This window comes from Pseudoalteromonas sp. L1, from assembly GCF_021728095.1.
Lineage (GTDB): Bacteria > Pseudomonadota > Gammaproteobacteria > Enterobacterales > Alteromonadaceae > Pseudoalteromonas.
Map to the genome: position 1 here is coordinate 23,345 of NZ_JAKKCT010000008.1, position 12,148 is coordinate 35,492.

Here is a 12,148-nt window from a genome sequence, read left to right on the forward strand (position 1 = left end):
TACCTAACTACCTTTGCAAAATAAACCATATAAGGTTGCAAGAATAGCCACTACATTCTTATCTATTACACGGTAATAGATGGTTTGGCTTTCGCGTCGAGTCGCGACGATCTGAGCTTTTCTCAGCGCCGCTAAGTGTTGCGATAATGCTGACTGCGCCAATGGCACAGCTTCGTTTAATTCGCTCACGCTCATTTCACCATCTTGCAGCGAACATAAGATCATCAAGCGATTTTTGTTCGCCAATATCTTTAGCATTTGCTCTGCTTGCTCCACATTGTCGGCCATAGCCGCAAAATCGATGTTCATAATCACACTACTCTATATTCTTAAAATACCGCTAAAGTATAGATTGATATATTAGAAAAGCCTAATATTAGAATTTACTAATGTAGTGTTATCTAATATATTAAATACATCACTCTGTTATCGAGGTCTTATTATGAAACTAAATGACGCGCTTCGCTTAATTGCTGGTGTAATGATCTGTATTTCATTATTGCTACAACAGTTTCACAGTCCGCTGTGGATTTGGTTTACGGTATTTATTGCTCTAAACTTAATTCAATCGGCATTCACTAAGTGGTGCCCAATGATCACCATTTTACGCAAACTTGGCATGGAGGATTAGTATGCTGACCCCAATTCCTGACTTAATGAAAATTATTGCTCCAAACCAGCGTCGAATTAGCGCTGACCAAGCAAAACAAGAATTAAGCGAAAACCATGGTTTATTAATTGACGTACGTGAGCCTGCTGAGCACGCCACTAAAGCAGCAACAGGTGCAATTAATATCCCACGCGGTGTACTTGAAATGAAATTAATGGAAATTGAAAAAGATCCTGCAAGACCCATTTATTTACACTGTGCAAGTAGTGCCCGTGCCACACTCAGTGCCGAAGCGCTGACTCGTGTTGGCTACGAAAATGTTACGGTAATTACCTGTAATACAGAACAAATTTGCCAAGTCTTTTAGCTTCATAGAATAGTAACACTGGTCGGATAAGCTCGTACTTTTCTACTCATAGGTACAGAGCAATGACTTTTACACGGAGACGTTTTTTAAAAGCATCGGCGGCGGGTTTTGGAGCCGCCGTATTATCTTTTGGTTTAACGGGCTGTAGTCTCAATGACGATGATGACGAAACCACAAAGCAGACCCCTGTCAGCTTTGATCATGGTGTTGCCAGTGGCGACCCGCTCGCTGACAGTCTCATTATTTGGACTCGTATAACACCTCTTGAAAACGTCACGAGTGTTAACGTAGTTTGGCAAGCCTCCACAGATGCTAACTTCACAACTATTAGCCACGATGGCGAAACACAGGTAAGCGATGCAACCGACTTCACCTTAAAAGTTGATCTGCAAGGTCTCGATGCCAACACCACCTATTACTACCGCTTCATAAGTAATGGTAAAACCTCACCTACGGGAGCAGGTAAAACGCTTCCAACCGACAACATAGAACAAGTAAAATTTGCCGTTGTCTCTTGCGCTAACTACCCTGCTGGCTACTTCCATGTGTATGGTGAAATCGCAAAACAAACCGATTTAGATGCAGTACTACACCTTGGTGACTACATCTATGAATATGGTAATACAGGTTATGCGACTGAAGATGCCGCCGAACTTGGTCGTTTATTGCCTGATGACAATAGCGATGAAATCATTTCTTTAGCGGATTATCGCAAACGTTACGCCCATTATCGTAAAGACGAAAACCTGCAAGCTGCTCATGGTCATTGTGCATTTATTACGGTTTGGGACGACCATGAAATAACTAATGATACGTGGCACAGTGGCGCTGAAAATCACAACGACGGCGAAGGTGAATTTAGCGAGCGCAAAATGCATGCCTTACAAGCCTACTTTGAATGGATGCCTATCCGTAATGTAGCCGATAAAGAACGTATTTATCGACGCTTCGAGTTTGGTAATTTAGTGTCATTACACATGCTAGATACCCGTGTTTTAGCTCGCGATGAACAAGTTAATTATGCCGATTTCGACTTAACCAGCAGCCAAGGACAAACTGACTTTGTTGCAACAATCAGCTCACCTACTCGTGCTCTATTAGGTAATGAGCAACTCACATGGCTTACAGATGGTTTAACAACAGCAACGACACAATGGCAAGTGCTTGGGCAACAAGTCCTGATGACCAAAATGCATTTGCCATTTGAGATTTTACAGTTACTTATGAATATTCAAGTGACTCAAGCAAACGGTGCTGACCCATCGGCATTACTTGCTCAAGCAAACACATTATTTAGTGAGCTTGCGCAAATTAAAGGACGTATATTAGCTGGCGATCCAACGGTTACTAGTGAGCAGCGAGCACGCGTAGAAACAACAGCGCCTTATAATCTTGATGCATGGGATGGCTATGCTTATGAACGTGAGGTAATACTTGGGACTTCAATTGCAGCGCAAAAGAACTTGGTGGTTTTAGCGGGTGATACGCATAACAGCTGGGCAGGACAATTAGTCACTGATGCAAGCAACCCTGTTTCAGCTAAAGCTGCAGCTGGTGTTGAATTTGCCACATCGTCAGTTTCTTCTCCGGGCCTTGAAAACTACTTAGCGTTAAATACGCAATCGAGCGAAGCTGTCGCACAAATTGAGCAAGTCATTGCATTATTGGTTAACGACTTAGCCTACAACAACTTAGTTGAACGCGGCTACTTAACGGTCACCTTTACTCAACAGCAAGCGCTTGCCCAGTGGCACTATGTAAGTAGCGTTAAAACAGCCGATTACACACTGCTTAGCGAGCGTCAAAAAGCGCTCAGCGTACAAGCTGGTAACCCTACTTTACAAATGGCTTAACGCTTTTCATCTAGTAGCGTAACTAACATTTGCTCAATGTTTTTTACGCTATAAGTTAGTGAGCGCAGCAGTTCTAACTGACTATCTTCTGGTTGATGCTCAGCTTTAGCACTGGTTTGAGATATTTCATCTTTTTGTTTCAAAATTGCTTCGCGAAACGTCTCTGCATCAACCACTCCAAGCAATGATACTAATGCACCTTGCCCTGATTGACCTGCTGTTTCAAAGCTAAGTCGATAAATGCCAAATTGACGCATCAAAGGACCTTGGCTTAGTGCCACATCGGTTATTTTTTCAAGTGGAATCGACTTTTCTTCTTTAAAGAATACACCACGTTTTACTACCAACTTACGCGTTAACAATGTAGCAGACATCGCCGCTAAAATACGCCCTGCCACCAGCCAGATTATTAACGCAACAATGGGAATGAAAGGAATACCTACCATACTAATCACACAGGTAAACATACCCAGTAATAGCCAATACTGTTTTACTTTAGGGCTAAAACGGGCATTCAATAAATTGCTTTCTGTCATTTCGAATTCCTTATAAAGTAACGACAACGCGAACTGCCAGAGCAATAAAAATCACCCCCAGTAGCTTTTCAAACCAAGGATTTGCCTTGGTAAAACCAACACGTTTTTTTGATATTTCGGTTAACAGTGCAACAAGTAAATACCACCCTGTATCGAGCACAAACACCGTTAAACACATGATCAACCCAACCTGAAACGTGAGGTTTTCTGGGTCAATAAATTGTGAGAACAGCGCCAAAAAGAATATCGCAAGCTTTGGGTTCAAAAAGGCAATGGCAAAGCCATCTTGCAAAGCTGCACGAGGGCTTGGCTTCGCTTTCTCAACATTCAGTGTTTGCGAGCTGGACCTAGCTAATAAAATACGAATCCCTAAATAGGCAAGATATGCTGCACCGCCATAAACAAGTACTTGATAAAGTGTTGGCAGTTGAGTCATCAATGCCCCTAACCCTAGCAACGAAGCACAGGCGTAAAACCCGACTCCGATACCATGGCTAAGTGCTGCTAACATACCGTTTTTCATGCCACCATGCAGACTGTGCTTTAATACCACAGCTAAACTCGGCCCCGGTGACATTGCGCCCATAATACAAACGGCGACTAAGCTAAGCCATAAAGGTAATGTCATTACAGCTGGTACTCAAAATCGTAATAATGAATCCCCTCTTCGACCCGAATGTGCATTTTTCCTGTTAAACCTTCAAGTTCACCGGCCCCCGAGTCAGGCACTACTTCTAAAATCAAACGATCTGCCCCTTTATCCATCGTGCCAAAATGTTGCAAAACAAAACTGCCCTGCTTGCCATTGAGCTTTCCTACCACTTGTTCAATTGCAACATAACCTGCACTGCCTTGGGTTGCTGTCATGGCACTTAACATCTCACCTTGACTCAATGCCTCAAGTGCACCAGAGAATTCTTTATCTATTGACATACGTCCAAGATTCACACCATCTTGACCTGTCGCATAACCACCGATTGGGTTTAATTTAACGGTGAATTCACCACTAACAGTTATTGATTCCATACTAATCCCTTACTTTACTGTTGATTTTTAAAACAAAGAAACCATATCTATACCCTATTCACTTAAAAGAATCTAGCATGGCAAAAACCAAAGAGCAGGCCGCTTTTCGAAGCTTATTACCCATTTTAGCGTTTATAAAGCCTTATAAGTGGGTGGTATTAGCCGCCCTTGCAGCTTTGTTACTCACCGCAGGTGTTAACCTATCACTTGGTCAAGGCGTTAAATTTGTCATTGATCATGGCTTTATTGCTGGCTCACAAACCCAGCTTCAACAAGCTGTAATGGTACTCATTGGTTTGATTAGCTTATTAGCTGTTGGCACATTCTGCCGCTTTTATTTAATGTCGTGGATTGGCGAGCGAGTCAGTAATGATATTCGTAAAGCGGTGTTCGACCGTATCGTCACTTTGCACCCAAGCTACTTTGAAGAAAACCGCAGCGGCGAGCTTATGTCACGCCTGACCACCGACACCACCTTATTACAATCTATCATCGGCTCCTCTTTTTCAATGGCATTACGCAGTAGCTTAATGCTGATTGGTGGCTTGGCTATGCTAATTATCACCAACTTAAAGCTAACCCTTGTGGTTATTGCTTGCGTACCTGTGGTACTACTTCCAATGATGATTTTTGGCCGAAAAGTGAGGAAGCTCGCAAGCTCTAGCCAAGATGCCATTGCCGATATCAGTACCTATGCCGGTGAGATCATTCAAAATATCAAAGTCGTGCAAAGTTATAGTCACGAAGAGCGTGAAAAAGCAGCCTTTGCTAACGAGACCAATAAAGCCTTTCAGGTGGCTAAAAGCCGCATCAAACAACGCTCATTTTTAATTGCAGCAGTGATATTCCTCACCTTTACAGCTATTAGTATTATGCTTTGGATTGGTGGCAGTGATGTACTTGCGGGCACGATGACAGGCGGTGAGCTTGGTGCTTTCGTGTTTTATGCCATTATGGTGGCGATGTCTGTGGCAACGGTTGCCGAAGTTTACGGTGAATTACAAAGAGCTGCTGGTGCTGCCGCGCGCTTGCTAGAGCTACTTGCCGTTGAAAGTATGATCCAAAGCCCAGACAAAAACAGTGATGCACAATTTCATGCGAATAAAGTAGCACACCCTGCAATTCAGTTTGAAAATGTGTCTTTCCATTACCCTTCAAGGCCAGATAGCGCCGCATTAAATACGCTTAATTTAACCGTAAAACAAGGGCAAACAGTGGCGATTGTCGGCCCATCAGGGGCGGGTAAAACCACACTGTTTGAATTACTACAGCGCTTTTACGATCCAAGTTCAGGGAGTATTTCACTAGCTGGGGTTAATATTAAAGCTCTTTCACTAAATTGCTTGCGTCAGCAAATGGGTATGGTGGCACAAAACCCTATTTTATTTAGTTCAGATGTGATGCATAACATTCGCTATGGCAACCCTTGTGCAACTGATGAACAAGTTTATACGGCGGCAAAATATGCTCATGCTGATGAGTTTATTACTCAATTACCGGATGGTTATCAAAGCTTTTTAGGTGAACAAGGAGTCAGGCTTTCTGGTGGGCAAAAACAACGCATTGTGCTGGCACGGGCAATATTAAAAGATCCTGCCATTCTTTTACTTGATGAAGCCACCAGTGCTCTTGATGCGCAAAGTGAGTTTCATGTACAAGCCGCACTTGAACATTTAATGCAAGATAGAACAACACTGATCATTGCACATCGTTTAGCAACAGTTAAACATGCTGATGTAATCGTGGTAATGGATAAAGGGGAAGTGATTGCGACAGGAACACATTCGCAATTACTAGCTGCTAATCCTTTGTATAAGCAGTTGTGCGAGCTTCAATTTAATCGTGATTAATAAAAAGGGATTGTCAGGTTTGAAAGGGCAAATCAAACCTGACCACAAGCTCAGGCTTTAAGCCTAACCTTGTGTGTTTGGTACAATTTGAATCTCTACACGACGATTCAGAGCGCGACCGTTTGCCGTATCGTTACTTGCTACTGGACGTGTTTCACCATAACCTCGTGTACTTATACGGGCAGATAATATCTGCTGATTCACAAGGTAATCTTTAACACTTTGTGCACGTTGTTGAGAAAGCGTCATATTATAGCTATCACGACCTGTGCTATCAGTATGACCTTCAACACTTAAATAGGTTTTTTCGTACTTATTCATCACTTGAGCAATAGCATTCAGCGTATTATGAAAGCCCGATGTAATATAAGATTGGTCAGTTGCAAATGTAATATTCGATGGCATAACTAGACGAATATTATCGCCTTCACGAACAACTTCAACGCCAGAGCCTGCCAGCTCATCACGGAAAGCCTCTTCTTGCTTGTCCATGTAATCACCTACAGCTGCACCCGCTAGCGCACCGATTGCTGCACCAATGAAAATACGTTTATCATCATGATCGCCTGTCGCTTTACCTAAAACAGCTCCTGTTGCTGCGCCAATAGCTGCGCCTTTACCTGTATTTGTTGTCTCACAACCTGTTAATAAAACAGCGAATACACCTACTGCTAGAACCGATTTGCTAAAAGTCATGTGTCTCTCCATGGCAATTACTAAATATTGAATTATTAACAATTATGAACAAATAACAATGAACAAACCATGAAGACTAGGTTAATTGTTCACATTTAGTTTTGTAACAGCCGGCAGGTTATAAACCTTAACTAACTCGCTCAGCCGACCACTTTCAACAATTGCATTCAGGTGCTCTTGAAACTGCCGTGCTAATTCAGTGTTAGCAAACTGCTTACTGAGCGCAAGGTGCCCATAGATTACATCATCAAAACGATAAGGCATTTTAATAATTTGTTTTGTGGGACGATGTAAAAACACTGACGCATTATCGGCAGTATCTTCGACACCGATGACTAACTCTACACGTCCTTTAAGTAACATCTCAAAGGCATTATTTTCACTAAGCGCTTCCACTTTTATCAATCGTTTGTCTTGGTCAAAGCGAGGAAAGTGAACAGCACCACGCGTTACAGCTATGCGTTTACCACGCAAGTCTTGATATTTATTGACAGTAAATACGCTACTAACACGAGCATAAAACACAAATGAAGACGTCAGCACCATATAAGGAGGCGTTAAAAAGTGCATTGTTTTCTCACGCTTAGCAGTGCGGATTAATCCACCTTTAACATCGATTTCATTTTGCTGAAGCATTTTCACACAACGAGGGAATGGACAAGCAACAAAATCAACTCTAAATGGTAAGCTTTTTTGCATGTCGCGCATAATATCAACTACTACACCACTAAATTTTCCATCTTTAGTCGCTACGCTATAAGGTGGCGCGTGATCTAACCCGACCGTTACTTTAGGCAACGGCGAAGCAAAAGCAGCTTCTGTACTAAGTAGTAATAGCAGGTAAGTAAAATATTGTTTCAAAGGGCTACTCACACCAAGTTCACTCATTTTTGATAATGAAAGACACGTTAATGTCATAAAAACCACAAAAATGTCATACAATGTTGTCATAATAGAGTGGATTACCTGTATGGCAAAAGCAATGTTACTCATTATATTTAAACAATTTTTATTACTAGGCTGTATGAGTTTTGGTGGCCCTGCAGCTCACCTTGGTTATTTTAAAAGGCATTTTGTTGACAACCTGAACTGGCTAAGCAACGAACGGTACGCGCAATTAATTAGCCTTAGCCAAGCTCTACCAGGACCGGGGTCCAGCCAAGTCAGCTTTGCTATTGGGGTCGAAAAAGCAGGATTGCTGGGTGGCCTTAGCGCATTTATTGGCTTTACCCTACCTTCATTTTTAATTATGTTTTTCCTCGCGTTGAGCGCCCATCAATTTGGTAACCTTTACTTTGCCGTGATTGCAGGTCTTAAACTTTTTGCTGTAGTGATTGTCGCCGATGCAACCTATAGTATGGCAGTGAGCTTTTGCAAAACCCACTTACACAAGCTTATCGCGGTGATGAGTACACTTGCGCTAATATTCTTTTCACAGTTATCAAGCCAAGTTTTTGTGCTTATTGTGGCAGCTGTAATTGGCTGGTTTTCCCCGCCCATTAAACTTCCCCTCACCAATAATAGTAAAAAAGTGACTATTGCGTGGTTCCCCCTTGGGCTATTCGCTACCTTACTGTTACTTAGCTTTTTGCCTTTAGGTGAATGGTTTGAAATGTTCGCACCATTTTACCAAACTGGCGCGATGGTATTTGGCGGTGGTCATGTAGTGCTCCCCATTTTGCAAGCTGGCGTACCAACTCTTGAGACCGAGCAATTCTTGTCGGCTTATGCTAGTGCACAAGCAATCCCTGGACCTATGTTTACGATTGCCACATACTTAGGCGCACAAGTGATGCCCAACTCCTCATTGACAGGCGCAATCATCGCAACACTTTTAATTTTCTTACCTGGTTTTTTATTAATGTTCGCATTTTTGAAAAGCTGGTTGCAGCTTGCTGATAAGCCCCGTTTTGCAGGAAGTATTGCTGCATTAAATGCCGCGGTAGTCGGCTTTTTAGCAGCGGCGCTTTACTCTCCGATTTGGCAATCAGCAATACACTCTGTGTGGCATATCATCATTGTGTTAGTCGCATTTGCTTGGCTCAGACTTGCAAAGCCACCAATTTGGTGGCTATTGATAGGTTTTATTATGCTGGCGTTGGGGCAGCAATATATTAGCTAGTACTATTATTAACTCGCCGTGCTATTTACCTTAATGCTCGGTTTGATACTGCTCTGATCATTAGCGCTAAATTGCCCCGTGACACTTTGATATGGGCGTAGTCCAAAAATCGGAATCACTGCTAGCAAATGGTCCATAATTTCAGCTTGAAGATGCTCGTAAGAAATCCAACGCTTATCTTCACTAAAGCAATAAAATTCAATCGGTAACCCATGGTTGAGCGGTTGTAGCTCACGCACCATCAACGTAAGATCACGGTTTATCTTTTCATGCTGTTTTAAATAGCCTTCAGCATAACGACGAAACAAACCAAGATTGGTAACAGGCTCAGGTAAACTAGAAACACGAATATAATCATGCAATGGAATCGCACTGTCGATTTGCTCGCGAAATGCTTCATCAACTAGGCGAATACTGTTCATATCAATGTTCAAAGAACGCTTGATGCGACGCCCACCAGACTCCTGCATTCCTCGCCAGTTTTTGAATGAGCCAGCAACAAGCATGTAAGTCGGGATCGTTGTGATTGTGTTATCCCAGTTACGAACTTTCACCGTATTTAAGCCTAGATCAATGACTTCTCCATCCGCGCCATAACTGTCAACTTGAATCCAATCACCATAAGTAACTAACCGATTAGCTGCAATTTGAATACTGGCAACAAAACCTAAAATCGTGTCTTTAAATACTAACAAGGTCACCGCAGCAATTGCACCAAAGCCAGACAAAATATAGGTCGGTGACTTCTCAAGTAAAATACTGACAATTAAGATTGCACAGATCATAAACGTGATAAGTTTTACCACTTGAATAAGACCTTGAATCGGCACTTCTCTTGCGAAATCAAGCTGATTGTAAATACCGCCTGCAACACTAACAATACTGCTTATGATGAAGCCGCCGTAAATAATTAGCACTATTTGCCCTATCGTTTTAAGTATAAGGGCTGCAACATCAGTAACAGGGTATACATTGTCAAAGGTAGCTAAAAATAATACACAACATAACGTACCGGCAAAACGGCCATTAAGCTTAGTCAACAAAGGGGCTAAAGCGCCAATGCGCTCAGGTGATAAACGCGTCACTGCTTTTTGAATACCAGGAAGCATAAGTTTGCGTGTAAAAACATACACAAACAGTAATGCACACACGCCAATAGCCGTTGCAGTAAGTGCGCTAAGCAGCTGTGCATCAGGCATATTTTCAAACCAAGGCATGACTAATTTTTGCAGGTTAGTTTGCTTCATGGTGTTTCAACTTCCTCATTCATCGTTGCCATATAGTTGTCTTGTTGCGTTTGGTGATAACTTATTAGCTGAGCATCTTTTTGCAACCATAAATCGTTAATATGTTGTTGGAAAGAGGTTCTAAAGTCACGGTCATGCTGATAGTCGCCAATCATTTGTGCAGCAATTGCTTGCACTTGCATATCCACTTTTATCGCATCAAGACGACCACGAATTAAATTGCGGCAGATATGTTCTCCCTCTCCTTGATAAATAATCGATGTATTCAAAAGTGCATCAAATTGCTCTCCCAATACTTCAAGGGCAAAAGCAATCCCGCCAGCTTTTGGTTTGAGTAAGTGGGTAAAGGGACTATTTTGTCTATGGTGCTTTTGAGTGGTAAAACGCGTGCCTTCGACAAAGTTAATAATGGTTGTTGGGTGATTTCTAAAATCTCGACAGCTGCGCTTGGTTCTCTCAACGTCAAGGCCTTTGAGTTTAGGGTTTTTAGCCAGCTGCGACTTACTTACACGCTTCATAAATGGCATGCCCATTGCCCATGCCCCCGTGCCGATGAAAGGCACGTACTTTAATTCATCTTTTAGAAAAAATTTAGGTGCTGGTAGAGCATCAATCGCACTCAATACAACAATATCAAGCCAGCTCATATGGTTTGAGATGAGTAAGTACCAACCTTTACGATTTAATGAGCCTTGAATATTAACTTCTATACTGGGGCACCCAAGCCATAGTGCAAGACGGTTACCATTACACCAACCTTTATAAGCTAAATGCAAAGTATGGCTAACCACCTTAAACGGTAAAACCAATTTGAGCACACCTAATAGCAGCACAAGCGTGCCCCATAGAATGACATTGGCAAACAGCACAATACTGACAAGTAGCCCTGTTAGCCAATTAGGTAAAAATTTTTTTAACATATGTGTGCTCTCAATGGCGCAAGTAACTATGATTTTACTTGCGATTCAAATTGCGCTAATTGCTGATTTTTCTGTAACCAGATTTGGTTCAATTCAGCCTGAAAGTTCACTCTAAAGTCTGCATCGTTAGTGTAATCACCAATTAAATTAGGGCTTACATCCATCACTTCAACACGGACATCAATGCATTTTACACGGCCACTCGCAAAATCAACAAAGCTCGGGATCCCATCTGGGTAATGTATGGTGACATTGACCACTTTTGAGATTTGCTCTCCCATCGCTTGCATAACAAACGCTACACCACCTGCTTTAGGCTTTAGTAAATACTCAAACGGGCTATTTTGACGTTGATGTTTTTCAGCCGTAAACCGTGTTCCTTCAACAAAGTTAACAACACTTACTGGCATCTCTTTAAATTTTTCACAGGCTTTACGTGTTGTTTCTAAGTCTTTACCACGTAACTTGGGGTTTTTCTTCAACTGACTTTTACTGGTACGAGTCATAAATGGAAAATCGAGTGCCCACCAAGACAGTCCTAAAAAAGGCACATAAATTAATTCTTTTTTTAAGAAAAAATTTAAAAATGGAATGCGTCGATTAAAAATGCGTTGCATCACCAAAATATCAACCCAGCTTTGATGGTTTGCAATCACTAAATACCAGTCTTTTGCTTGTAATTGATCAAGCCCTGTAACATTAAGCTTGTAAGGGGCAAATATATTTTGATTAACACTGTTACCAGAAACCCAAACTGTCGCACACTGCTTGGCAAGCCAGCTCATTAGTTTTTGCAATGGCTTGATTGGAATCAACTTAATCAGACCGCAAATAAAAATCGGCACAAACCAAAAAAGTGTATTGATGGTATAAAAGAAAATACTTAACACACAACGAATAACGGACATTACAACTTATTCC

At 41.9% G+C, this 12,148-nt stretch carries 14 protein-coding genes; 5 read left to right on the top strand and 9 right to left on the bottom strand.

From position 1 onward, the window contains the following. Nucleotides 1-3 precede the first annotated feature (3 nt). Entirely contained in the window at nt 4-309 is a 306-nt protein-coding gene (locus L3V38_RS18530) for a metalloregulator ArsR/SmtB family transcription factor (protein WP_062568294.1), read from the bottom strand. Between the two features lie 133 nt (nt 310-442). Between L3V38_RS18530 and L3V38_RS18535 the strand changes: the two genes are divergently transcribed. The 3 genes from L3V38_RS18535 (at nt 443) to L3V38_RS18545 (ending at nt 2,830) form a co-directional block, all read left to right on the top strand. Beyond that, nucleotides 443-631, top strand: coding sequence for a DUF2892 domain-containing protein (locus L3V38_RS18535; RefSeq protein ID WP_054562832.1), 189 nt, complete (start codon nt 443-445; stop codon nt 629-631). 1 nt (nt 632) lies between these two features. Beyond that, on the top strand, nt 633-977 hold the full coding sequence (locus L3V38_RS18540) for a rhodanese-like domain-containing protein (protein WP_138618402.1): 345 nt from the start codon (nt 633-635) through the stop codon (nt 975-977). Nucleotides 978-1,039: 62 nt separating this feature from the next. Continuing rightward, the gene (locus tag L3V38_RS18545) at nt 1,040-2,830 is read left to right on the top strand and encodes an alkaline phosphatase D family protein (protein WP_237120302.1); all 1,791 of its coding nucleotides are present in this window, start codon (nt 1,040-1,042) and stop codon (nt 2,828-2,830) included. On the opposite strand, the gene L3V38_RS18550 is transcribed toward L3V38_RS18545, so the two are convergent. Genes L3V38_RS18550 through L3V38_RS18560 form a run of 3 tightly spaced genes read right to left on the bottom strand, consistent with a single transcriptional unit; the run spans nt 2,827 to nt 4,392 of the window. Beyond that, the gene (locus tag L3V38_RS18550; protein ID WP_237120303.1) at nt 2,827-3,366 is read right to left on the bottom strand and encodes a PH domain-containing protein; all 540 of its coding nucleotides are present in this window, start codon (nt 3,364-3,366) and stop codon (nt 2,827-2,829) included. The two genes, L3V38_RS18545 and L3V38_RS18550, sit on opposite strands and share 4 nt — an antisense overlap. Nucleotides 3,367-3,376: 10 nt before the next feature. Beyond that, a complete protein-coding gene (locus L3V38_RS18555; protein WP_237120304.1) occupies nt 3,377-3,994 on the bottom strand; it encodes a LysE family translocator in 618 nt (205 codons plus the stop codon). Further along, nucleotides 3,994-4,392, bottom strand: a complete 399-nt coding sequence (locus L3V38_RS18560; protein WP_237120305.1) for a DUF3224 domain-containing protein — start codon at nt 4,390-4,392, stop codon at nt 3,994-3,996. The genes L3V38_RS18555 and L3V38_RS18560 overlap by 1 nt, the downstream gene beginning before the upstream one ends. Before the next feature lie 77 nt (nt 4,393-4,469). On the opposite strand from L3V38_RS18560, the gene L3V38_RS18565 reads away from it, so the two are divergent. Next, a complete protein-coding gene (locus tag L3V38_RS18565; RefSeq protein WP_237120306.1) occupies nt 4,470-6,242 on the top strand; it encodes an ABC transporter transmembrane domain-containing protein in 1,773 nt (590 codons plus the stop codon). Nucleotides 6,243-6,305: 63 nt separating this feature from the next. Here the strand turns inward: L3V38_RS18565 and L3V38_RS18570 are convergent, their stop codons facing one another. Next, nucleotides 6,306-6,938, bottom strand: coding sequence for an OmpA family protein (locus L3V38_RS18570; RefSeq protein WP_130149132.1), 633 nt, complete (start codon nt 6,936-6,938; stop codon nt 6,306-6,308). An 81-nt stretch (nt 6,939-7,019) separates the two neighbouring features. Continuing rightward, the gene (locus L3V38_RS18575; RefSeq protein ID WP_237120307.1) at nt 7,020-7,856 is read right to left on the bottom strand and encodes a transporter substrate-binding domain-containing protein; all 837 of its coding nucleotides are present in this window, start codon (nt 7,854-7,856) and stop codon (nt 7,020-7,022) included. A 64-nt stretch (nt 7,857-7,920) separates the two neighbouring features. Here L3V38_RS18575 and chrA point away from each other — a divergent pair, with 64 nt between their 5' ends. Then, on the top strand, nt 7,921-9,060 hold the full coding sequence (chrA, locus tag L3V38_RS18580; RefSeq protein WP_237120373.1) for a chromate efflux transporter: 1,140 nt from the start codon (nt 7,921-7,923) through the stop codon (nt 9,058-9,060). Nucleotides 9,061-9,068: 8 nt separating this feature from the next. Here chrA and L3V38_RS18585 read toward each other — a convergent pair whose 3' ends face one another. Genes L3V38_RS18585 through L3V38_RS18595 form a run of 3 tightly spaced genes read right to left on the bottom strand, consistent with a single transcriptional unit; the run spans nt 9,069 to nt 12,135 of the window. Beyond that, entirely contained in the window at nt 9,069-10,307 is a 1,239-nt protein-coding gene (locus L3V38_RS18585) for a mechanosensitive ion channel domain-containing protein (RefSeq protein WP_130149136.1), read from the bottom strand. After that, entirely contained in the window at nt 10,304-11,227 is a 924-nt protein-coding gene (locus L3V38_RS18590; RefSeq protein WP_237120308.1) for an acetyltransferase, read from the bottom strand. Before L3V38_RS18590 ends, L3V38_RS18585 begins: the two co-directional genes overlap by 4 nt. Nucleotides 11,228-11,253: 26 nt before the next feature. Next, entirely contained in the window at nt 11,254-12,135 is an 882-nt protein-coding gene (locus tag L3V38_RS18595) for an acyltransferase (protein WP_237120309.1), read from the bottom strand. Nucleotides 12,136-12,148 lie beyond the last annotated feature (13 nt).

Excerpts from the sequence above, each read along its gene's own strand:
- L3V38_RS18530 (WP_062568294.1), bottom strand. The coding sequence starts at position 309 with ATGAACATCGATTTTGCGGCTATGGCCGACAATGTGGAGCAAGCAGAG.
- L3V38_RS18535 (WP_054562832.1), top strand. The coding sequence starts at position 443 with ATGAAACTAAATGACGCGCTTCGCTTAATTGCTGGTGTAATGATCTGT.
- L3V38_RS18540 (WP_138618402.1), top strand. The coding sequence starts at position 633 with ATGCTGACCCCAATTCCTGACTTAATGAAAATTATTGCTCCAAACCAG.
- L3V38_RS18545 (WP_237120302.1), top strand. The coding sequence starts at position 1,040 with ATGACTTTTACACGGAGACGTTTTTTAAAAGCATCGGCGGCGGGTTTT.
- L3V38_RS18550 (WP_237120303.1), bottom strand. The coding sequence starts at position 3,366 with ATGACAGAAAGCAATTTATTGAATGCCCGTTTTAGCCCTAAAGTAAAA.
- L3V38_RS18555 (WP_237120304.1), bottom strand. The coding sequence starts at position 3,994 with ATGACATTACCTTTATGGCTTAGCTTAGTCGCCGTTTGTATTATGGGC.
- L3V38_RS18560 (WP_237120305.1), bottom strand. The coding sequence starts at position 4,392 with ATGGAATCAATAACTGTTAGTGGTGAATTCACCGTTAAATTAAACCCA.
- L3V38_RS18565 (WP_237120306.1), top strand. The coding sequence starts at position 4,470 with ATGGCAAAAACCAAAGAGCAGGCCGCTTTTCGAAGCTTATTACCCATT.
- L3V38_RS18570 (WP_130149132.1), bottom strand. The coding sequence starts at position 6,938 with ATGACTTTTAGCAAATCGGTTCTAGCAGTAGGTGTATTCGCTGTTTTA.
- L3V38_RS18575 (WP_237120307.1), bottom strand. The coding sequence starts at position 7,856 with ATGACATTAACGTGTCTTTCATTATCAAAAATGAGTGAACTTGGTGTG.
- chrA (WP_237120373.1), top strand. The coding sequence starts at position 7,921 with ATGTTACTCATTATATTTAAACAATTTTTATTACTAGGCTGTATGAGT.
- L3V38_RS18585 (WP_130149136.1), bottom strand. The coding sequence starts at position 10,307 with ATGAAGCAAACTAACCTGCAAAAATTAGTCATGCCTTGGTTTGAAAAT.
- L3V38_RS18590 (WP_237120308.1), bottom strand. The coding sequence starts at position 11,227 with ATGTTAAAAAAATTTTTACCTAATTGGCTAACAGGGCTACTTGTCAGT.
- L3V38_RS18595 (WP_237120309.1), bottom strand. The coding sequence starts at position 12,135 with ATGTCCGTTATTCGTTGTGTGTTAAGTATTTTCTTTTATACCATCAAT.